18 protein-coding genes are annotated in these 22034 nt (G+C 65.7%); 6 read left to right on the forward strand and 12 right to left on the reverse strand.

What is annotated here, in order from left to right; genetic code table 11:
• Positions 1 to 57 precede the first annotated feature (57 nt).
• Complete coding sequence (locus tag I6F37_RS28130; RefSeq protein WP_036001836.1) at positions 58 to 564, forward strand: MarR family winged helix-turn-helix transcriptional regulator; 507 nt, start codon at positions 58 to 60, stop codon at positions 562 to 564.
• Positions 565 to 909: 345 nt separating this feature from the next.
• Here the strand turns inward: I6F37_RS28130 and I6F37_RS28135 are convergent, their stop codons facing one another.
• The gene (locus I6F37_RS28135; RefSeq protein ID WP_036001840.1) at positions 910 to 2757 is read right to left on the reverse strand and encodes a feruloyl-CoA synthase; all 1848 of its coding nucleotides are present in this window, start codon (positions 2755 to 2757) and stop codon (positions 910 to 912) included.
• 150 nt (positions 2758 to 2907) lie between these two features.
• On the opposite strand from I6F37_RS28135, the gene I6F37_RS28140 reads away from it, so the two are divergent.
• A complete protein-coding gene (locus I6F37_RS28140; protein ID WP_036001842.1) occupies positions 2908 to 3414 on the forward strand; it encodes a MarR family winged helix-turn-helix transcriptional regulator in 507 nt (168 codons plus the stop codon).
• Between the two features lie 185 nt (positions 3415 to 3599).
• Positions 3600 to 5408, forward strand: coding sequence for an allophanate hydrolase (gene atzF, locus I6F37_RS28145; RefSeq protein WP_225153276.1), 1809 nt, complete (start codon positions 3600 to 3602; stop codon positions 5406 to 5408).
• A gap of 15 nt (positions 5409 to 5423) precedes the next feature.
• Here the strand turns inward: atzF and I6F37_RS28150 are convergent, their stop codons facing one another.
• The 11 genes from I6F37_RS28150 to ugpB form a co-directional block, all read right to left on the reverse strand.
• Positions 5424 to 5639 (reverse strand): hypothetical protein, encoded by a 216-nt coding sequence (locus I6F37_RS28150; protein ID WP_029673845.1) that lies wholly within the window; start codon positions 5637 to 5639, stop codon positions 5424 to 5426.
• Between the two features lie 100 nt (positions 5640 to 5739).
• On the reverse strand, positions 5740 to 6462 hold the full coding sequence (locus tag I6F37_RS28155) for a GntR family transcriptional regulator (RefSeq protein ID WP_025033634.1): 723 nt from the start codon (positions 6460 to 6462) through the stop codon (positions 5740 to 5742).
• On the reverse strand, positions 6459 to 6854 hold the full coding sequence (hpxZ, locus tag I6F37_RS28160; protein ID WP_036001854.1) for an oxalurate catabolism protein HpxZ: 396 nt from the start codon (positions 6852 to 6854) through the stop codon (positions 6459 to 6461). The genes I6F37_RS28155 and hpxZ overlap by 4 nt, the downstream gene beginning before the upstream one ends.
• 1 nt (position 6855) lies before the next feature.
• A complete protein-coding gene (locus tag I6F37_RS28165) occupies positions 6856 to 8250 on the reverse strand; it encodes an AtzE family amidohydrolase (protein WP_225153278.1) in 1395 nt (464 codons plus the stop codon).
• 4 nt (positions 8251 to 8254) lie between these two features.
• A complete protein-coding gene (locus tag I6F37_RS28170; RefSeq protein ID WP_036001861.1) occupies positions 8255 to 8434 on the reverse strand; it encodes a DUF4089 domain-containing protein in 180 nt (59 codons plus the stop codon).
• 26 nt (positions 8435 to 8460) lie between these two features.
• Entirely contained in the window at positions 8461 to 10290 is a 1830-nt protein-coding gene (locus I6F37_RS28175; RefSeq protein WP_036001864.1) for an ABC transporter ATP-binding protein, read from the reverse strand.
• 94 nt (positions 10291 to 10384) lie between these two features.
• Positions 10385 to 11284 carry an ABC transporter permease gene (locus I6F37_RS28180; protein WP_036001868.1) on the reverse strand — a complete coding sequence of 300 codons (900 nt, stop codon included), beginning with the start codon at positions 11282 to 11284 and terminating at the stop codon, positions 10385 to 10387.
• Positions 11285 to 11287: 3 nt separating this feature from the next.
• On the reverse strand, positions 11288 to 12301 hold the full coding sequence (locus I6F37_RS28185) for an ABC transporter permease (protein ID WP_036001872.1): 1014 nt from the start codon (positions 12299 to 12301) through the stop codon (positions 11288 to 11290).
• A 111-nt stretch (positions 12302 to 12412) separates the two neighbouring features.
• Entirely contained in the window at positions 12413 to 14032 is a 1620-nt protein-coding gene (locus tag I6F37_RS28190; RefSeq protein WP_036001875.1) for an ABC transporter substrate-binding protein, read from the reverse strand.
• A 353-nt stretch (positions 14033 to 14385) separates the two neighbouring features.
• Positions 14386 to 15339: a phosphotransferase gene (locus tag I6F37_RS28195; RefSeq protein WP_036001878.1), complete on the reverse strand. Its 954-nt coding sequence runs from the start codon at positions 15337 to 15339 to the stop codon at positions 14386 to 14388.
• A gap of 251 nt (positions 15340 to 15590) precedes the next feature.
• Positions 15591 to 16913 carry a sn-glycerol-3-phosphate ABC transporter substrate-binding protein UgpB gene (ugpB, locus tag I6F37_RS28200; RefSeq protein WP_193374946.1) on the reverse strand — a complete coding sequence of 441 codons (1323 nt, stop codon included), beginning with the start codon at positions 16911 to 16913 and terminating at the stop codon, positions 15591 to 15593.
• Between the two features lie 298 nt (positions 16914 to 17211).
• Between ugpB and I6F37_RS28205 the strand changes: the two genes are divergently transcribed.
• The 3 genes from I6F37_RS28205 to I6F37_RS28215 are packed head-to-tail and all read left to right on the forward strand — an operon-like array spanning position 17212 to position 22022.
• The gene (locus I6F37_RS28205; RefSeq protein WP_036001891.1) at positions 17212 to 18222 is read left to right on the forward strand and encodes a TRAP transporter substrate-binding protein; all 1011 of its coding nucleotides are present in this window, start codon (positions 17212 to 17214) and stop codon (positions 18220 to 18222) included.
• Between the two features lie 6 nt (positions 18223 to 18228).
• Positions 18229 to 20307 carry an ATP-binding protein gene (locus tag I6F37_RS28210; protein WP_036001883.1) on the forward strand — a complete coding sequence of 693 codons (2079 nt, stop codon included), beginning with the start codon at positions 18229 to 18231 and terminating at the stop codon, positions 20305 to 20307.
• Complete coding sequence (locus I6F37_RS28215; RefSeq protein WP_074447643.1) at positions 20277 to 22022, forward strand: DUF3369 domain-containing protein; 1746 nt, start codon at positions 20277 to 20279, stop codon at positions 22020 to 22022. Before I6F37_RS28210 ends, I6F37_RS28215 begins: the two co-directional genes overlap by 31 nt.
• Positions 22023 to 22034: the final 12 nt, after the last annotated feature.

Genomic DNA, 22034 nt, shown 5'->3' on the forward strand with positions numbered 1-22034 from the left:
TGAAAGGACGACGCATGCCCTTAGGTCTTTGGGCCCGCCGCGAGTCAGAAACCCGATATGCCGCCGTCCTCGACCAAAGCCCGCCACAAGCCCGCGCCCCATGATGCAGGGCCGACGCTCGATCTCGACCGTTACGTCCCGGCGTTCATCACCTTCATCGCCAACAAGCTCTCGAACAGCGCGACCGCGTTCTATCAGCGCGAGTTCGGTGTCAACGTCACCGAATGGCGGATCATGTCGCTGTTGGCGATCGAACCCGGCATCCCGGCCTCGCGCATCTGCCACGTCATCGGCTTCGACAAGGGGCCGGTGAGCCGGACGCTTGCCGGCCTCGAAAAGCGCGGGCTGGTGTCGATCCGCACCGACCCGAACGACGGCCGCACCCACTCGATCTCGTTGACGGCAAGGGGCCGCGCCACCCATGACAAGGTGATCGTCGCTGCGTTCGAACGCGAGCGACGGCTGTTGTCCTGCCTCAGCAAGGACGAACGCGAGGTGCTGATCGATCTCTTGCGCCGGCTGCACGAAAATCTCGGCGCAGTCACCGGCAGCGTCGACACCTGACGGGTCGCGCGCGGCGCGCAAGCTCCCGTCACTCCCGATCATGCGCCGGCATTTGCCGACGGCACCCCTTCTGCCGCGCATTGCTTCCTCCAGAAAAGAACGCGGCGGTTCGCCCGCCGTCATCTCTGTCTGGAACGGTTCGCACAGATTAGTTGCTTAGGCAACAAAAGAATCGGCAGGATATTGCGACAGGGTTGTTGGCGTATCCCACTCGTCATTCCGGGGCGCGCGTAGCGCGAACCCGGAATCCATCGTGCACCACCCCTACGGTGAAATGGATTCCGGGCTCGCGCCAAGAGGCGCGCCCCGGAATGACAGCGGAGTGTGGCGTCGCTAACTCGGCCTTTACAATCCGATCCACTCACCCGACGCATCATCGTTCAGCCGCGCTACCGCATCGGCGCGGCGCGTCAGCACGGCGCGCTGGTTGATGTAGCCCTTGTCGGTGATCTCGCCGCCGTCGACCGACGGTGGCTCGGCGAGCAGCAGCGCGCGGGTGGCGTGTCCGGACGAGTTGGCGCTCTGCTGTTTCAGCTTCGCCAGACCCTGCGCGATGGCGCTGCGGACCTTGTCGTGTGCCAGCACGTCGCTGGCCGCCGCCGTTTCGGGCAGACCGGCATGGGCGCGGCAGGCCACGATGTTCGGAAACACGAGGAAACGCACCTCGTCACCGCCGTGGCCGGCGACGACGATGTCCTGAGCCAGCGGCGCCAGCGCGGCGATGCCGGCAACGCGCAAGCCGCCGACGCTGACCCATGTGCCGGAATTGAGCTTGAAGTCTTCGGCAACGCGGCCGTCGAAGAACAGGCCGCGCTCGGGGCGCGCGCTATCGGCAAGCTTCACCGCATCTCCGATCAAGTAAAAGCCCTCCTCGTCGAACGCTTGCCTGGTCAGCTCGGGTGCCTTCCAATAGCCGGGCGTGACGTTGGGGCCGCGCACCCGCACCTCCAGCTTGTCGCCGGAGGTGACGAGCTTCAGCTCGGTGCCGGGAATGGGCACGCCGATGTTGCCGGAGCGCTCGGCGAGAAAATGACAGTCGGTGGCGAGCGGTGAGGTTTCCGTCGAGCCCCAGGCCGAGACCATCGGCAGCTTGCGGCCGACCGTCTCGAGCGAGAGCTCTTCGAGAGCATCCCACAGATTCTGCGGCAATGCCGCGCCGGCATAGAACGCGAATTTCACCTCGTCGAAGAAGCGGCGGCGCAATTCCTCGTCGCTGCGCAGCGCGGCGATCAGCATGTCGAAGCCGCGCGGCACGTTGAAATAGACCGTCGGCATCACGCTTCTGAGGTTGGCGAGCGAGGTCGCGAACAGGCCGGGCGCGGGCTTGCCGCCGTCGATGTAGAGCGCGCCGCCGTTGCGCAGCACGAGGTTGAAATTGTGGTTGGCGCCGAAGGTGTGGCTCCAGGGCAGCCAATCGAGAATGACGAGATCGCGGCTCCGTTCGAGGAAGGTCCAGGTCTGCGCCTTGGCCTGCTGGCTCGACGTCAGCATGCGCTGGGTGTTGATGACGGCTTTCGGCGTGCCCGTCGAGCCCGAGGTGAACAGGAATTTCGCGATCGTATCAGGCGTGAGTGCCGCAAAGGCTCTTGCGACGTCGGCCGTCTCGGGGGTGGCCGCAACGGCGCGGAACGCGAGCACCTCAGTGTCATCGGCATTGCCGCTGATGATCTGCGCGTTGTGCAGCGGCTCGATGGCAGCCAGCGCCGGTGCGAACGGCTGAAGCGCAGAGACGTAGATCGCGCCAGGATCGAGCAGCGCGATCATGCTCTTGAGCTTGTCGAAATCCTTGGACATCAGCGAATAGGCCGGCGAGATCGCCGCCGAGGGGACGCCGACATGCTGGGCGGCGAGCGCGAGCAGCGCATGATCGATGCTGTTGTCCGAGAGGATCGCGACGGGGCGGTCCGCGCTGAGCCCTTGTGCCAGGACCCAGGACGCGGCGGCGCGCACCTTGCGAAGCGCCTGCGCATAGGTGACGGTGGTCCAGGGCATTTCGACATTGCCGCGCTCGGCGAGGAAGATCGCATCCGGCCTTTGCTGCGCCCATTGCTCCAGCCAATCGCCGGTGCAGCGCGCAGTCTCGCCGAGAGGCTCGGGCGAGCGCAGAACGATGCTGCCGTCGGGCCGATGCTCCGCGACGGTCCTTGGGACTGCGAACAGGCCTGCAACGTCACCATGTGAGGCGGCTGTCATGTGTTTCCTCCTCCATCCCGGTTTACAGGATCGGCGCAGCCTCGTTCCGGGCCGCTTTGGTCATAATGTTGGCGTGGCAATTGTTGTCGTCAACAACAATCTTTCGCTCTTAGCCCAAGGGCGCTAGGGTTGCGCGACAGGAGACACGACGTGACAGCCACAGCATCCCGGGCCCACGGCCGCCACGCCCCACGCAAGCGCGCCGGCAACGGCGCGGCACCAGGCGATGGCGCCGACGGCGTCGGCCTCGACGCGCTGGTCGGCCACGCCGGCTATGCAGTGCGGCGCTTCCAGATCTGGATCTTTCAGGACTTCATCAAGACGCTCGGCGAGGTCGACATCAGGCCGACGCAATATTCGGTGCTGACCGTGATCGGCGCCAATCCGGGCCTGTCGCAGATGGCGGTGGCAAAACGCCTCGGCATCGAGCGCGCCCGGCTGGTGCACCTGCTCGACGGCCTCGAACAGCGCAAGCTGGTGAAGCGGATCAAGTCGAAGCAGGACCGGCGCTCGCATGCGCTGCACCTCACTGCGCAGGGCGAGACGGCGCTGACGAAATTCAAGCGGCTCGCGGCCGAGCACGAGCGGCACGTCGAGGCGAAGATCGGCAAGGAGAACCGGGCACAGCTGCTCCGGATCCTCTCCGGCTTCACCTGAGCCCGACTGCCTATGATTTGGGCAGATAGGTCCCTGAGGCGACCGGCCGGGCGCCGGCCGAAATGTCCCCCAAGCCACTGATCGCACGATAAGATCCGGCACGATCATCCTGCCCGGATTCTGTACACAATGGCACATCGCTTGCTTCGCTCCGGGCGAAGTCGAATTGCCGGAGTTTTGCCGCCATGGGGGCCGAGCAGCCTGAAACGATCGCCGCGATTGTGGCCGCGCACCGCGCGGGCCGGTCTTCGCCGGCAGAGACCGTCGCGCGGACCTATCAGCGCATCCGCGACTACGACGATCCCGCCGTGTTCATCAGCCTGCGCGACGAGAAGGACGCGATCGCGGAAGCGGAGAAGCTCGCGGCCCGCGCGGATGCTGCCAGCCTGCCGCTTTACGGCTTGCCGGTCGCAGTGAAGGACAATATCGACGCGCTGGGCTTCCCGACCACCGCCGCCTGCCCGGCTTTCTCCTACAGGCCCACGCACGACTCGACCGCCGTCGAGCGCCTGCGCGCAGCGGGGGCGATCATCATCGGCAAGACTAATCTCGACCAGTTCGCGACCGGCCTCGTCGGCGTCCGCTCGCCTTACGGCATTCCCCGGAATTCGATCCGCGAGGATCTGATTCCCGGCGGCTCGAGCTCGGGCTCGGCCACCGCGGTCGGCGCCGGGCTCGTGCCGTTGTCGCTCGGCACGGATACCGCCGGCTCGGGCCGCGTACCGGCGATGCTCAATAACATCGTCGGGCTGAAGCCGAGCCTCGGCATGATCTCGACCGCAGGCCTGGTGCCGGCCTGCCGCACGCTCGACTGCATCTCGGTGTTCGCACTGACGGTGGACGATGCCGCGCTCGCGCTGTCGGTGATGGCCGGCCCCGACCAGGCCGATCCATTCTCGCGCGACCGGCCGTTCGGCGCGATCACGCCGATGCCGGCAAACCTGCGCTTGGGTGTGCCGCGCAACGGCCAGCTGATCTTCTTCGGCGACAAGAAAGCGGAAGCCGCCTACAACGATGCGCTGAAGCGATGGACCGCGCTCGGGGCAAAGCTGGTCGAGTTCGACCTCGAGCCGTTCTACGAGACGGCGCGGCTGCTCTATGAGGGCCCCTGGGTCGCCGAGCGTTACCTCGTGATCAAGAACCTGCTGGCGTCCGCGCCTGACACGATCCACCCCGTCACGCGGGAGATCACCGCGGCCGGCGCGCGGCTGACCGCGGCGGAAACCTTCTCGGCGCTCTATCGCCTGCAGGGCCTGCGCAAGATCGCCGAGCGCACGTTCGCCAACATCGACGCGCTGGTGCTGCCGACGGCGCCGACGGCCTATACGACCGCGCAGGTGCTGGCCAATCCGATCGAGCTCAACAGCCGGCTCGGCACCTACACCAATTTCGTCAACCTGCTCGACCTCTGCGGTCTCGCTGTGCCGGCTGCGATGCGCAGCGACGGAATTCCGTTCGGCATCACGCTGCTGGCGCCTGCAGGGCGCGACGCGCTGCTGGCCAGCATCGGCCGCGTGTTCCATGCCGATACCAAACTGACGGTCGGCGCGAAGGGTGTGGCACAGGCCCCGCTCGCGCCACTGCCCGCAAGCAACGGCGATGCAATCCCGATTGCGGTGGTCGGCGCACATCTGTCCGGCATGGCGCTGAACGGCGAGCTGACGGCGCTGAACGCACACATGATCGAGGCCACCAGGACGGCCGCCGATTACAAGCTCTATGCACTCCAGACCACGCCGCCGAAGCCGGGCATGCTGCGCGTCGAGGCCGGCCAAGGCGCTGCGATCGAGCTGGAGATCTGGTCGCTGTCGTCCTCCGCCTTCGGCAAGTTCGTCAACGCGATCCCCGCGCCGATGGCGATCGGCACGATCAGGCTCGCCGACGGCCGCAGCGTGAAGGGATTTTTGGTCGAGCCGGAAGTGCTGGGCGAAGCTCGCGACATCACCGCCTATGGCGGCTGGCGCAAGTTTATGGCTGAAGCTACGACGGCGTAGACAGCGACCGCGGCCTCACGCCGACTTGCGCCAGGCGGCTTCGTTCTTCTTCTCGTAATCGTCGAACGCCTTGACGAGGCCGGACAGCACCTCTGCGGACGTTTCGAACATCGCGGTGAGCTGGGGCTCGTCGACCTTGCGGATGTCTTCGCGCAGATGCGTCACCGTCTCCTGTAGACGCTGCTTCATCTTCTGGGTGTGATGGCGCGGATCTTTCTCGGAGGAGGCCATGGTGTTTTCTCCTTATCGGATCGATGGGAGGAAACGATCGGTGCAAAGCCGGGTTCCTGAGAACCGACGCCTCTCCTTCACCTCGTGGTGAACACGCAACTCACACCGACACCGCGTAGATCTCATACTCCCCGCGCACCAGCTCGATGTGCGCGCGCATGGCGGCGGCGGCACCCTGCTTGTCGCCGCGCATGATGGCGACGACGACGCGGTCGTGCTCGGCCTGCGACTTGGCGAGGCGGCCGAGGTTGCGGAACTGGGCGCGGCGGAACGGCTGCACGCGGACGCGGGTCGCGAGCGTGATCTCGGCGATGTAACCGTTCTGCGAGCCGGCATAGATCGCATTGTGGAAGCGCTCGTTGACCTCGTGGAAACGCTCGGGATTGCCGGTGTAGCTCAGCACCCGCAGCTCCTCGTGGACGGCCTCCAGGCCGTGACGCTCGGCCGCCGACATGCGTTCGGCGGCAAGACCCGCGCACAAGGCCTCGAGCTCCGCCATCGCCTCGAACATGCCTTTCAGCCGCTCGACGGATGGCCGCGCCACCACGGCGCCGCGATGCGGCCGCGCCTCGACGAGGCCGCTCGCCACCAATTGGCGCAGTGCCTCGCGTACCGGCGTGCGCGAGACGTTGAAGCGCCGCGCGATGTCGGTCTCGTCCAGCGGCGAGCCCGGCGCCAGCGTTCCCCGCACGATCTCGTCGGCAAGCTGCAGCCGCAGCTCCTCGGCGCGCGTGACCTTCAGCAGCGACGGCGATGCACGGTCGACGCGCGGCACCACCGGCTCGGCCGGCAATGCGCCCTGCGGAAGATCATCAAGCGTCATACGGTCTCTTTCGGCCCCTCGATGATGCTGACATGAGCGGCAACGACGCGCCAGCCCTCCGGGAAACGTATCCACGTCTGCATCTGCCGGCCGACCTTGCCGGGAGCCGTATCGCGATAGAACAAGGTGGACGCCACGGCCGTGTCGCGGCCATAGCTGGTGATCACGGTTTTGGCGGTGCGGCGGTTCAGCCCGACCGGCGAACGGCCGGCGCGGAAACCGGAGATTGCCTCGTAGCCATAGAGGTTCTCGCCGATGCCGTAGCGCAAGGTGCGCGGATCGTTGCGGAAGAGCTCGCCGAGCACAGCGACGTCGTTGCTGACGAGGGCTTGCTCATAGCGCTCGAACGCGGCTTTGACTTCCGCGATCACCTCGGGGAGATCGATCTGCATCTTAGAACCCTCTCGGCGCGGGCGCAGCGACGACGCCCACCTTCTCCAATGCGTGCGCGACGCGCAGCGCGATGTCCTCGCGCCAGGGCGCACAAATGATCTGCACGCCGATCGGCAGCGGCTCGAGCGGCACGGGGACCGCGACCACCGGCAGGCCGATGAAGGAGATCGGCTGGGTGTGGATTCCGATATTGGCGCGCACCGGCAGCTCGACGCCGTCGAGATTGAAATTGACCTGGCCGAGCTTCGGCGCGGTGCAGGGCGTCGCCGGCGCCAGCAGCACGTCGACCGACCGAAAGATCTCGGCAAGCTGCGCGCGATACCAGCGGCGGAATTTCTGGGCGCGGTCGACCAGCGGGGCCGGCACCATGGCGCCCGCGATCAGCCGGTCGCGCACCGCCGGATCGAAATCGTTGGGACGCTTGCGCAGGCGATCGAGATGGAGCGAAGCGCCTTCGGTGGTGGTGATGACGTAAGCCGCCGCACGGGCGCGCGATGCTTCGGGAACATCCACCACTTGCGTCGCGCCCAGCGCCTGGGCGACGCGGCTGACGGCTTCGACCGCTTCCGGAAACACGTTCTTCTGGAAGTGTCCGCCGGCGATCGCAACGCGCAGGCCGGAGATGGACTCATCGAGCCGCGGCGTGACGGGCTCCAACCCGCGCGTGGTGCAGGCGCCGTCGTCGGCATCCGGACCCTGCATCGCGTCATAGGCGAGCGCGAGATCGGCGACGGAGCGCGCGAACGGGCCGAGATGATCGAGGCTCGCCACGAACGGGAAGGAGCGCGCACGTGACAGCCGGCCATAGGTCGGCTTCAGGCCGAAGATGCCGCAGAAGGACGACGGCACGCGGATCGAGCCGTTGGTGTCGGAGCCGAGCGCGATCGGCACCAGCGCGCCGCCGACGGCGCTGCCCGAGCCGCCGGAGGAGCCGCCGCTCATCCGCGTGGTGTCGTGCGGATTGCGCGAGGGACCGTCGTGGATGTTCTCGCCCGTGAAATCGTAGGCGTATTCGCCCATGTTGAGCGCGCCGACGAGAACGGCGCCGGCCGCCTCCATCCGCTCGATCAAGGTCGCATCGCGCCTGGCGGGCGCGAGGTCGCGGTTGATCTTCGAGCCGGCGCGCGTTGAAAGGCCCGCCACATCGAACAGGTTCTTGACGGCGAAGGGGACGCCGGCGAGCGGACCGACATTCCTGCCCGCGGCGATGTCGGCATCGATCGCGCGCGCTTTCGCGCGGGCGCGTTCGGCGGTGACGTCGGTGAAGGAATTGAGGATGCCGTCATGCCGCTCGATGCGCGCGAGCGCGGCTTCGGTGGCATCGAGCGCGGACATCTTGCGCCCCGCAACCGCACTTGCGATCTCGGAGGCCGTCATCTCTGGCTTGGCGGACATGGCGTCAGGCCGTGAAGATCGGCGCCGGCTCGGTTTCGTCCGGCAGCGCGAATTCGTCGACCAGACGGCCAAGCCGCAACGAGACCTCGAGGTTGGCGCGCACGGCAGGCCGCCAGGCCTCCTCGATCGGCAGCGCCAGCGCCTTCGATACGGCGTCGATATAGTCGTCCAGGGGTTCGGCCATCACGCTCTCAAGCAATCAGTGCAGTCTCAGTGGATCGGCAACGGTGGATGCGGGATCGCCGTCAGCAGCTCCTTGGTGTAGTCGTCCTTGGGATCGCCGAGAACCTGCTCGGAAGAGCCTTCCTCGACGATCCGTCCGGTCCGCATCACAATGACACGATCGCACAACAAGCGCACCACGTTCAAATCATGCGAGACGAACAGATAACTCATACCTAGCCTCGCCTTGAGGTCCTGCAGCAGGTTGAGGACGACAGCCTGCACGGAAACGTCCAGCGCCGCGGTCGGCTCGTCCAGGATGACGAGCTTGGGATGCAGCGCGATCGCCCGGGCGATACCGACGCGGGCCTTCTGGCCGCCGGACAATTGGTGCGGGAAGCGGTCGAGCAGATTGTGCGGCAGGCCGACCATGGTGGCGAGTTCCTCGCAGCGGGCGCGGAGCGCGTCGCGGCCCTTGATATCGCCAAGCTGCATGATCGGGTCGGCGATCGCGCGCGCGGCGGTGAAGCGCGGGTTGAGGCTGTCGGTCGGGTCCTGGAACACCATCTGGATGCGGCTACGCTGCGGCAGCCGGGCGAAGGCGGCAGGCTGAATGCCGCCGATGTCCTCGCCGTCGAACTGGATCAGGCCGGAGGTCTGGTCGAGCAGACGCATCACCATCATCGACGTGGTCGATTTGCCGCAGCCGGATTCGCCGACGAGACCGACGCTCTCGCCATGACCGATCACGAAGCTGATGCCGTCGACGGCGCGGAACACGTCCGGCTCGACCGGCGGCTTGCGGCCGAACAGCTTGCCGAGCACGGCGGTCGCGCCCTGACGGGGATATTCCTTGACGAGCTTTTCAACGCGGAGGAGGAGCGTCTTCTCCCTCTCACCGCTTGCACCGCTCTGCTCCCTCTCCCCGTCCTTCACGGGGAGAGGGTTGGGGTGAGGGGCTGCCTCTGCGAACTCGGCTCGTGGAGAGTCCCCCTCACCCGCCGCACTTCGCGCGTCGGCCTCTCCCCGCGCGCGGGGAGAGGCAAGAGTCTCCTCTTCCGGCAGCAGATCGCGCAAGCTCACCCCGAGCCGCGGCGTCGCGCGCATCAGCTTCTTGGTGTAGGGGTGCTGAGGGTTGGCAAAAATGTCGGCGGCGGTGGCGGTCTCGACGACGCGGCCCTTCTCCATGACGACGACGCGGTCGCAATAGGCGGCAGCGAGGCCAAGATCGTGCGTGATCAGGATGGTCGACATCGCGCGGCGTTTCGTCAGCTCGACGATCAGGTCCATCACCGCCTTCTGCGTGGTGACATCCAATCCGGTCGTCGGCTCGTCGGCGATGAGCAGCTGCGGATTGCAGGCCAGCGCGAGCGCGATGACGACGCGCTGGCACATGCCGCCCGACAGCTCGAACGGATAGGCGTGATAGCGCTCGCGCGGGCGGGCGATCTTGACCTGCTCGAGCGCCTCGATCGCCTTCTCGCCGTGATCGGCGACCTGGGCCTGCTGCACATGGGTGCGCAGCACGTCCTCGATCTGATCGCCCACTTTCCGGATCGGGTTCAGCGCGGCGCGCGGGTTCTGGAAGATCATCGAGACTTCGCGGCCGCGCAAGTCCCGCATCTGGTCTTCGGTGGCGGCCTTGACGTCGATGCCGGAGAACATCACCGAGCCCTCGGCGATCTTGCCGGCGCGGTCGAGGATGCGCATCACCGCGTAGGAGGTCACCGACTTGCCGGAGCCGGACTCGCCGACGATGGCGAGCGTCTCGCCCTTCGCGACGGAGATGTTGACGTGCTGCACCGCCTTGACGATGCCGCGGCGGGTGGTGAATTCGACCGTGAGGTCCTGGACGTCGAGCAGGGGCTGGGCCGTCATGGACGGCTCCCGTCACTCAAGCGGTCGAAAACAACCCCATGCACAGTAGAATGGCGACTGAAATCATTGGAGAATTTCTGACGTACGTCTGCCATCACGTCCTCCGCTGGGGATCGACGATGTCGCGGAGGCCATCGCCGAGCAGGTTGAAGCAGAACACGGCGATCATCAGGGCAAGGCCGGGAAAGAGCGCGATCCACCATTCGCCCGACACCATGAAGCCCGCGCCTTCGGCGACCATGATGCCCCATTCGGCAGTCGGCGGACGGACGCCGAGGCCGATGAAGGAGAGGCCGGCGGCGTTGAGGATGGCGTACCCCATGGTCAGGGACATCTGCACGATCATGATCGGCATGATGTTCGGCAGGATGTGCACCAGGAGGATGCGGAACTCGCCGTTGCCTGACAGACGCGCGGCCTGCACGAAGCCGGCATTGCGGCGGACATTGGCTTCCGCGCGCGCGACGCGGGCATAGAGCGGGAAGTTCACGATCGCGGTGGCCAGGATGATGTTCTGCACGGTGTTGCCGAGCGCGGCGACGATGCCCATCGCGAGCACGAATAGCGGGAAGGCCATGATGGTATCGGCGATGCGGCCGACGATGCGGTCGGTCCAGCCGCCGAAATAGCCGGCCGCGATGCCGGCAAGGCCGCCCATCAGGAACACCAGCGCGACCGAAGCGATCGCGATGAAGAAGTCGAGGCGCGTGGCGACGATGACGCGGCTGAAGATGTCGCGCCCCAGCTGGTCGGTGCCGAACCAGTGCGCCGCCGACGGCGGTTTCAACGCAGCCGCGGTGTCGGAGGCGAGCGGATCGTACGGCACCACGTAAGGGCCGAACAGCGCGGCGAACACGATGATCAGGAGCAGCGCAAAGGCAAAACCCGTGACCTTGTTCTCGCCGAGGACATAGCGGGTCTGCTCGAGTACCGCGACGAGGCCTGACGTGCGGGCGGGACCGACAGGTTCAACAGCAGGCGCAACGGAGCTCATAACCTACCCCTCCAGCCTGACGCGCGGGTCGATCACGCCGTACAAAATGTCGATGATCAGATTGAGCAGCACGTACATGACGGCCATGGTCAGCACGAAACCCTGCACCGGCGCGAAGTCGGAGGAGATCAGCGCTTCCACCGCGTAGGAGCCGATGCCCGGCCATGCGAACACTTTCTCGACCAGCACGTTGGCCCCCAGCAGGAACGAGAACACCATGCTGAGCGTGGTGATGACCGGCAGCATCGCGTTGCGGAACGCGTAGGTGACGATCACGGTTGCCGGCGACAGGCCGCTGGCGCGCGCGGTGCGGACGAATTCGGACGCGAGCACCGCGAGCATCGAGGCGCGCGTCATGCGCGCGATCGGCGCCAGCGAAAAGATCGCGAGCGTCGTTGCGGGAAGGATGAGTTGGCTCAACGCCGAGCGGAACGCCTCGACATCGCGCGCGATCAAAGTGTCGATCAGATAGAAGCCTGTTACCGTCGGCGGCGCACTGTAGAACACGTCGAGACGGCCGAGCGGCGCCGGCGACCAGCCGAGCCGGAAGTAGAAGACATAGACCAGCACGAGGCCGGTGAAGAACACCGGCAACGACACGCCGGCCGTGGTCGTGACCCGGCAGAGATGGTCGATCCATGATCCCGGCCGCGTTGCCGCCAGCACGCCGAGCGGAATGGCGATCGCAACGGACACGAAGAGGCCGAGCAGCGTCAGCTCGGCTGACGCCGGCAGGCGGTTACGAATCTCGGTGGCGACCGGCTGGCCCGTCGTCAGCGAGTTGCCGAAATCGCCATGCGCGAGATCGTTGGCATAGCGGAAGAACTGCTCGATCAGCGGCTTGTCGAGGCCGAGTTTTTTCCGGATCTGCTCGACGGCTTCCTTGGTCGCGGCGGGGCCGGCGAAGTAGGCGGCGGGATCGCCCGGCAGCGCGCGCGTCAGCAGGAAGGTGACGATGACGACGCCGATCAGCGAGGGGATCGCGAACATCAGGCGCTTGCCGATCATGGTCAGCATGGTGCTCGCTCCGCTCGCGCGAATGGCGAATAGCGAGTGGCGAATGGATATTCGCTCCTGTCAACCATCACGTCCCCCTATTCGCTATTCGCCGCTCCCTATTCGCTTTCCTCACCCCTTCGCCATCGCGCGATAATCGAGCCTGCGGTGGAACCAGTATTGGTAGCCGCTGATGTTCTTCTGCATCGCGACGTTGACGAAGGGCTGGTAGAGCGGAATGCGCGGGACGTCGGCGAAGGCGAGATCGACGAAGCCCTTCACGTCGGCATCGTAAGCGGCCTTGTCGCCGGTGGCGGCCGCCGTGCGCGCACCGTCGATGAACTTGTCCATCGCCGCCGACTTGTAGCTCATGGTGTTGAAGACGGAGTTGTTGCCGTGATAGCACCAGTAGAAGAAGTACTCGGGGTAATCGAGCCAGCCCGAGAACACGTTGGTGAACAGCGGCATCTCCTTCTTGTTGAGCTCGGTGCGCCAGTTGGCGCCTGGCACCTTGTTGATGGTGGTCTTGATGCCGAGCTGGGCGAGGCTCTCCTGCACGAGGATGCAGAGCGGTTCGTTGACGCCGGCGAAGTTGAGATCGAACGAGATCGTGGTCTCGAAGCCGTTGGCGTAACCGGCTTCAGCCAGCAGGGCCTTCGCCTTCTCCATGTCGGTGTTGTACTTGTGCGGCTGCGGCCAGGCGACTTCGGTGGCCTTGTCCTTTGCGCCGAACATGGGATTGCCGAGACCGAACAGCACGGCGTCCATGATCTTCTGGTACGGCAACGCATAGGCGATGGCCTGCCGCACTTTCGGATTGTCGAACGGCGGCTTGGTGACGTTCATGCCGATATACTGGATGCCGTTGGAGAACGGCAGCGACACCACGTTGAGCTTGCCGTTCGCCTTCATCTCCTGGAAATCCTTGAACGGCAGCTCATAGGAGATGTCGGCATCGCCGCGCTCGAGCAGCGCACGGCGGTTGCCGGCCTGCGGCACCATGCGCCAAATCACGCGCTTGATCTTGGGAAGCGGACCGCCGACCCAATCCTCATTGCGCTCCATGATCACTTCGGTGCCGGCGGTCCACTTCGTCACCTTGTAGGCGCCGGAGCCGGCGGTCTGCTGTTTTGTAAACTCGAGGCCCCAGGGATCCTTCTCGCTGGCATTCTTCTTCACCAGCTCGGAATTGACGATGCAGGGCACGATCACGGCGAGATCGGGGATCGTCAGCTTGTCCTTCTTCAGGAAGTCGACGCGCACAGTGTGATCGTCGACCACGACGAACTGCTCGGCCTTGGTGAGCGAACCCGCGCTCATCTGGAAGGTCGGGAAGCCGCCGACGCTGACGGCGCGGTCGAGCGACCATTTCACGTCTTTCGCGGTAACAGGCGCGCCGTCGTGGAATTTGGCGTTCTTCTTCAGCTTGAAGGTGACCGACATGTCGTCGATCTTCATGTCGTCGGCGAGTTCGCCCTTGAACTTGTCGCGGTCGTAATAGGGCACGCCGCCGGGACCGCTCTTCATCTCGTGGCTGATCAGGCGGTCGTAGCAATTCCAGGAGACTTCATAGCCGGGCACGTTGGTGCCGATGCCATGGATGTCGAGATTGTTGGGGCCGCCTTCCGAGACGATCAGCAAGGTCTCCGAGCGGGCATCGGCCTTGGCTGAGGAGATCACGGACGGCATGGCCGGAAGCGCCGCGCCAGCGGCCAACCCGGAAACGGATTTGAGGAAATCGCGGCGCTTCATGAAATCGCTCCAACACAAAGGTTTTGGCTGGAACTGGATTCGCAAGGTTTGTGCCAAGGCTTAACGGGAGACTAAAGTCCATCTAAGCCGCTGATATCACAAATTATTCCTGTTCTCAGCACTCTGCACCGCAACGCGCAATTGCATACAAAGACGCACAATTGCGTAAAACTTAGGCTGATCGACTTGAGGGATCATTATGGAGGCAGCCGCCGGCGCTCGTCCCGGCCCCCCAGAGTCATTCCGGGGCGATACGCAGCATCGAACCCGGAATCCATCGGGCGGCAGAACGCGCGGCACAATGGATTCCGGGCCTGCCGCTGCGCGGCGCCCCGGAATGACGGAGGGGGCCCTCAGTTGGGCCAGATCAACTCCTGCAGCTCGATCAAATCATCCGCCCGCTCCTGCCAGCCCTCGATGCAGATGTGCGCGTTGAGGTCACTGGCGCGGTGCAGCAGCATCAGGGCCATCAGGCGGCGCTTGAGGGTAAAATCCAGTGTCGTATAGCCAAAGCCTTCGAGCAGGCTCTTCACTCTGCCCGGACGGCCCGCCGCCATGAAGGCGCTGGGGCCGAGCAGATCGTAGTCGCGCCACCCCGTGAGCACGTCGCCGAAATCGAACAGGCCGCCGAGCGACCATTGGCCGTCACAGGCGAGCAGAAAGTTCTCGGGGATGTATTCACCGATCAGGATCACGGGCGGCGCGTCCATCGGGATCAGCTTCGGGGCGTCACGTAGGAGATCGTCGAGGCCGGCGAGGAATTTTGGTGCGAGGCCGAGACGCTCGTGCCGCCCGCGGCAGCCCTGCATCTGCTGACGCATGAACGCATCCCAGCGCGGCTCGATGGACGCGAGCTCCCCGAGCGGAACGCGCTGCACGGCGGCGATGGTCTCCCCGATCTGGAGCAGCAGGCGCTCCTTCTGCGGCTCCGGCAGTGATGGCCAGACCTCCGAACCCAGCGTGCCGGCAAGGCGCGTGATGACGAGATAGGGCCAGCCGTCGCGCATCCCCTCCGCGACGATCTCGGGGATCGGCAGGTGCAGACGGCCTTTGAGCTGCGTCAGCGCGGCGCGCTCCGAGACGAACTGCGCTGCGAGCAGCGGCGGAAAGATCTTCAGGATCAGCGTCTCGCCGAGGCCGACCACGAGATTGGTGCCGGTCGCAAACACATGCGGCGAGCCGGCATCGAGGCCATGGCTACGTGCGATGTCGAGAGCGATTGGCAGCCATTGCGCGGAGGCGGAGCGGAAGGCGCGGAAGCTTGCGGCGTCGGTGAAGTGAGGCAGCTGTTGCGGCGTGATTGTCATCTGCACTCGCGTATCGAATGCAGGGGCAACTTTGGTTGACCCGGTGCAAGCCAAGGAAACGGTGCACCTCTCCCGCTTGCGGGGGAGGTCGGCGCGAAGCGCCGGGTGGGGGCTCTCTCCACGTGGGGACACTCTCCGCAGACTTCAGACAATCCCAACGTGGAGAGAACCCTCTCCCCAACCCTCCCCCGCAAGCGGGGGAGGGAGCGCACCTCGTTCGCAGCGGCGGCGAGACATAATCGCAACACACCCTACCGCTCGGGACTCGCGCGCTCGAACTGGCGCAAGAGCTTGTTGCCGCGCTCGACGGCGGAATCGAGCGCTGATTGCGCGCTCTTGTGGCCGGCGAAGGCCTGCTCGAGCTCGTCCTCGATCACGCCGCGGATCAGGATGAAGGAGCCGAGCCGGACGCCCTTGGAATTCTCGGTCGGCGGATTGAGCGTGATCTGCTCGAACGAGATCGCCGAGCCGGGATTGCGCTCATAGAAGCCTTGCGAGCGCGTCAGCTCGAAGGCGGCGCGGGTCACCGGCAGATAGCCGGTGTTCTGGTGCCAGGCCGCCTGCACGCCGGGCTGGGACAGATAGGCGAAGAACCGCGCCACGCCCTTGTATTCCTCGCGCGGACGGTCGCGCAGCACCCACAGCGTGGCGCCGCCGATGATCGAGTTCTGCGGCGCGCCCTTCACGTCGGGCCAATAGGGCATCATGCCGTAGCCGATCTCGAACTTCGAATTCGCCTTGATGTCGGCCCGCGTGGCCGAGGAGCCGATGAAGATGCCGCATTCGCCTTTCTGGAAGCGCGGCTCGGCCGACTGCCCACGGCCGCTATAATCGAACAGCCTGGTCTTCTGCCACTCGCTGAGCGCCGCGACGTGATGCACCAGCCTCGGATTGTTGATGGTCAATTCCGCATCCAGCCCGGCGAAGCCGTTCGCCCGGCTCGCGACCGCGAGGTTATGGAAGGCGGCGAAATTCTCGACATGGATCCAGGACGGCCAGGACGTGGTGAAGCCGCAAGCAGCGCCGCGGTCGCGCAGGCGCTTGGCGGCCGCTCCCAGTTCCGGCCAGGTCTTCGGCGGCGCCTCCGGATCGAGGCCGGCGTCGCGGAACATGGTCTTGTTGTAGTACAGGATCGGCGTCGAGGAATTGAACGGAAAGGACAACAGATTGCCGGCCGCATCGGTGTAATAGCCGGAGACCGCGGGCAGGTAATCACTGAGCGAGAACGGCTCGCCCTGGTCCCGCATCAGGCTGAACACCGGATAGATCGCGCCCTTGGCCGCGGTCATGGTGGCGGTGGCGACCTCGTTGACCTGGACGATGGCGGGCTGGGTGCGCGAGCGGAAGGCGAAGATCGCGGCCGTCACCGTCTCGGTGTAATTGCCCTTGTAGACGGGCACGATGCGGTAATCGGATTGCGAGGCGTTGAAGTCGGCGGCGAGCTTTTCCAGCTGCCGCCCGAGCTCGCCGGACATGGCGTGCCACCAGGCGATCTCGGTGGCGGCCCGCGCAGGGGCGGCCAATGCGAGGGCCGCAAAGGCGGCAACGAGCTGCAAAAGGCGCAAGGCTGACATCAGGATGGCTCTTCCCAGGCCGCGGCGACGACGAGGCGGCTGTCCTGCTTAAGGCCCGGCATTGGTCGTTTCAACCGGGAATGAACGCCGGCCGCGCCGCACAATCAGCCCGCTGGCCGGGGGCGGGATGGGACTTCCCTTAACATCTGCTGCAGCCCCGTTCCAATCGGAACGGGTTCTAAATTATTAATTTGACGGGTTTTCTTTACGCGAACCGGTATCCACTTCGCTTGAAAACGCTTTAGATTGCATTGAACCTTTTCCTTCCGCCATAGACTCCACCACTGAGGGGTTGAGTGTGCCAGTGTTGAGCCGTGCCGAACTCTCGCGGACCGGGGTGGTCTTCGTCGCGCTTCTGCTTGCCGCAGTCTCGTCGAGCATGCGCGCGACGAGTGCGGTTGCGCGCGAATTTCGCGCCGCCGACACCCAGGCCGAAGATTACCCGACCGTCCAGGCGCTGCGCTACATGGGCGCCCTGATCGCCGAGCGCACCAAGGGCCGCCACGAGATCAAGGTGTTCCACTCCCGCCAGCTCGGGGAGGAAAAGGAGACGATCGAGCAGACCCGGGCCGGTGCGATCGACCTCAACCGGACCAATGTCGCCCTGATCGGCAATTTCGTCCCGGCGATGAACGTGCTGGCGATGCCGTTCCTGTTCCGGTCCATCGAGCACATGCAGAAGGTGCTGGACGGACCTGTCGGCAGCGAGATCCTCGGTAGCTTCGAGCCCTACGGCTTCGTCGGGCTCGCCTTCTACGATTCGGGTGCGCGCTCGATCTATAACGGGGTCCGCCCGGTGAAGACCATCGCGGACCTCAAGGGATTGCGGATCCGCGTGCAGCAGTCGGAGTTGATGAGCCAGATGATGCGCGCGCTCGGCGCCGAACCGGTCGAGCTGCCCTACGGGCAGGTGCTCACCGGGCTTGCCAACCATCTGATCGACGGCGCCGAAAACAACTGGCCATCCTTCGTGACCACGAACCATTACAAGCATGCCGGCCATTACACGCTGACCGAGCACACGATGAGCCCGGAGGTGCTGGTGATCTCTCTGAAGGCCTGGAACAGCCTGTCGGCGGAGGAGCAGACGATCTTTAAGGAGGCCGCGCAGCGCTCCAGCCGGTTCATGCGCGAGAAGTGGCGCGACCTCGAGGAACAGTCGCAGCGCAAGGCGCAGGACGCCGGCGTCACCATCGTCAGGGAGATCGACCGCAAGCCGTTCTGGGACGCGATGGCCCCGATCTACGCCAAGGCCGCGCGCGATCCCGCCGCGGCCGCGCTGATCGAACGCATTCGCAAGGTGGAGTGAGGCCTTTTGGCTGCACTTGGACATAGCGAACACGCGGACAGGCCGCCCGGCCCGCTCGGGCAGCTGCGCGCGCGCATCGTCGGCCTCTTACGGGCGGTGCCGATCCGCTGGCGCATCCTGTCGATCGCCGCGCTGAACTCCGCCGTGGTCGTGGTGCTGGTGGCGATGATCTGGAACGGCGCCAAGGTGCTCGGCTCGGCCTGGGACGATGTGCGCCAGGTGCGCGAGTCCGATCGGATCCTGGCGCTGCTCGAGAGCGAGACCGGGCGGCTGCAGAACCTGATCCACCGCTACATCAACCAGCCGAGCCCCGACCTGTTCGCCGAGATCCTGTTGCTGCGCGAGGCGGTGCTGGGCACGCTGACCAATCGCGCCGCCAAGGACCCGATGCTATCAGGGTCGGTCGAGGAGCTGGAGCGCACCACCGACCGCTTCCTCAACGGCTTCGGCGAGCTGCGCAGCGTGCAGTCCACCATCGCCAAGACCTATGAGGAGCAGGTGCAGGGCCCGGCCAGGGACATGGCGGGACTCTACTCCATCATCGAGGGTGCCACCGGCCATCGCGACGCGCTGATCTGGCCCTCACTCGGCAAATCCCGCGAAGCCTTCACCGCGATGCTGGTCGCGGCCAATTCCTATTACCTGTCGCAGTCGTCGGGCGCCGCCGACGACGCGCGCCGCCATACCGAGACGATCGAGAGGACCATCCCGGTCATGATCGATCTCGCCGACAACGACCTGCAGAAGATGGCCTTGCGGCGGCTCGCGGCCCGCACCGCCGCACTTCGCGAGGGCTTTGCAAAACTCTCCGAGCAGCTTGCGAGCCGCACCGAGCTGCTCCGCAACACCATCGACGCCAGCCAGGCCGAGGCGATCGGCGCCATCGACGACCTCTCGACCAAGATGCGCCAGCGCGAGCAGAAGGCGCAGGAGGTGTTCGACCGCACGCTGGCGGATATCTCACGCCGGGTGCTGTCGATCGCGGTGATCTTCCTCGGCATCATCCTCACCGCGGGCGTCCTGATCGCGCTGTCGATCCGCCTGCCGCTGCAGCAGATCATGTCCGCGATGCGGGCGATCACGCTCGGCGATCTCGACCGCGAGGTGCAGGGCACGAAAGCGCGCGACGAGGTCGGGGCCATGGCGCGCGCGGTGGAGGTGTTCCGCGAGAACGCGATCGCCAAGCGCCGGACCGAGGACGAGCTGCGCGCGTCCAAGGAAAAGGCCGAGAGCGCCCTGCTCGAGCTCAACACCGCGCAGCAGAACCTGATCGACGCCGAGCGGCTGGCCGCGCTCGGCGGCCTGGTTGCCGGCGTTGCGCACGAGGTCAACAACCCGATCGGCATCAGCCTGACGGTGGCTTCGAGCTTTGCCCGGCGCACCGAGATTTTCGAAGCCCAGCTCAAGGGCGAGGGCGGCCTGCGCCGCTCGCAGCTGGAGGAATTCGTGCAGTCCTCGCGCGACGCCTCGCAGCAGCTCGTCGCCAACCTGACCCGCGCCGGCGAGCTGATCCAGTCATTCAAGCAGGTCGCGGTCGACCGCTCCCATGCCGAGCGGCGGCAATTCTCGCTCAGCGAGGCCACCGACCAGATCATCGCCAGCCTCAAGCCGGTGCTGAAGCGCTCGCCGATCACGCTGGAGGTCGATGTCCCCGAGGGGCTGCTGCTCGACGGCTATCCCGGCTCCTACGGCCAGATCCTGACCAACCTCTTCCTCAACGCCGCCAACCACGCCTTCGCCGACGGCCGCGCCGGCCGGATCGCGATCTCGGCGCGGCCGCGCGGCACCGAGGACATCGAGATCAGCTTCTCCGACGACGGGGCCGGCATGACCCCGGACGTGCAGCGCCAGGCCTTTGACCCTTTCTTTACCACCCGGCGCAATGAAGGCGGCACGGGACTTGGCCTTCATATCGTCTATAACCTCGTCACCCAGCAGCTCGGCGGCCGGATGATGCTGGAATCCAAGCTGGGACAAGGCACTACTTTTCGCATTATCATGCCCCGCGTCGCCAAGGGCGGCGCGCAAAGCACAGAAAGTGACGGATCTTCGCAATGGCCGAACAGGACGATGTCCTCCACCTGATCGACGACACCGGTACCGCGTCGGAGGACAGCAACGCCCGGAAATGGAAGATCGCCGTCATCGATGACGATCCGGCCGTGCATGACGGTACGCGTTTCGCGCTGTCGGACTACAGCCTGAACGGCCAGAGCCTGGAGATCCTATCGGCCTATTCCGCGGCCGAAGGGCGCAAGCTGATGGCCGAGCACCGCGACGTCGCCGCCGTGCTGCTCGACGTCATCATGGAGACCGACGTCGCCGGCCTCGAGCTGGTCGAGTTCATCCGCAACGAGATCCGGAACGAGACCGTGCGCATCATCCTGCGCACCGGCCAGCCCGGCCAGGCGCCGGAGCGGCGCGTCATCGTTCAGTACGACATCAACGACTACAAGGCCAAGACCGAGCTCACCGCCGACAAGCTGTTCACCTCGCTGACCGCGGCGCTGCGCTCCTATCAGCAGCTCGAGCGCATGGTGCAGACGCGGCGCGGGCTGGAGATCATCATCGATGCGGCGTCCACGCTGTACGACTTCAAGTCGATGCAGCGGCTCGCCGAGGGCGTCCTGACCCAGCTCGCTTCGCTACTCAACGTCGATTGCGCCGGCATCCTGGTGCTGCGCGACAATGGCGGCATCGATCCCGAGCTCTCGGTGCTCGCCGGCAGCGGCTGCTACAGCCGCTTCATCGGCACCACCTCGTCGAAGGCGCTCGACCCCGAGCTGCGCGAGATGGTGGAGGCCGCGTTCCAGCGCCGCAAGAACGAGTTCGCCGACCATCGCAGCGTGATCTATTTGCGCACCGGATCGGGCCGCGAGGTCGTGGTGCTCCTCCAGGCCGAGCGCGAGCTGTCGGAGACCGACCGTTCGCTGGTCGAGATCTTCTCCTCCAGGCTCTCGATCGCCTTCGACAACGTCATCCTCTACCAGCAGCTGCAGGACGCCAATACCCAGCTGGAGGACCGCGTCGCCCAGCGCACCCGCGCCCTGATGCAGGCCAACCGCCGCCTCTCGGCGCAATGGCTGCGGTTGCAGCGCGCCAACGGCTTCAAGAACGAGATTCTCGGCACCGTCGCGCACGACCTGAAGAACCCGCTCGGCGTCATTCTCGGCCGCACCGAGATGCTCAAGGAGCTGATCTCGACCGGCGCCTCGGAAAGCGGGGTCGTCGCCCAGGTCGACCACATCCGCGACGCCACCAAGCGCCTGACCACGATGGTCGATCATTTGATCTCGGACGCGATGGCCGATGCCTTCGACATCACCATCCGCCGCGAGCCGGTCGACGTCGCCGCCCTGGTCAAGGAAGTCGCCGAGGCCAACCAGCCGCTCGCGGTCAACAAGCAGCAGGCGATCAGCGTCACGGCGCCGCCCAACATCGTCACCATGTGCGACACCGACCGCATCCGCGAGGCGATCGACAATCTCATCAGCAACGCCATCAAATACTCGCCGATCGGCGGCAAGATCGACGTCACCGTGGTCCACGAGGGCAGCGACACCATCGTCAGCGTCAGCGACGAGGGCGCCGGGCTGTCGCCGGAGGACCTCGGCCGGCTGTTCGGCCGGTTCCAGCGGCTGTCGGCCAAGCCGACTGCCGGGGAGAGCTCGACGGGACTTGGGCTCTCCATCGTCAAGCGTATCATCGACATGCACGGCGGCGAGGTGACCGCCGAGAGCGAGGGCCCCGGCAAGGGCTCGACCTTCACCATCACCCTCCCTGCGACTGAAGCGCCGTGATGTCAAAGCCCG

This window comes from Bradyrhizobium sp. NBAIM08, assembly GCF_020193935.1.
Lineage (GTDB): Bacteria > Pseudomonadota > Alphaproteobacteria > Rhizobiales > Xanthobacteraceae > Bradyrhizobium > Bradyrhizobium yuanmingense.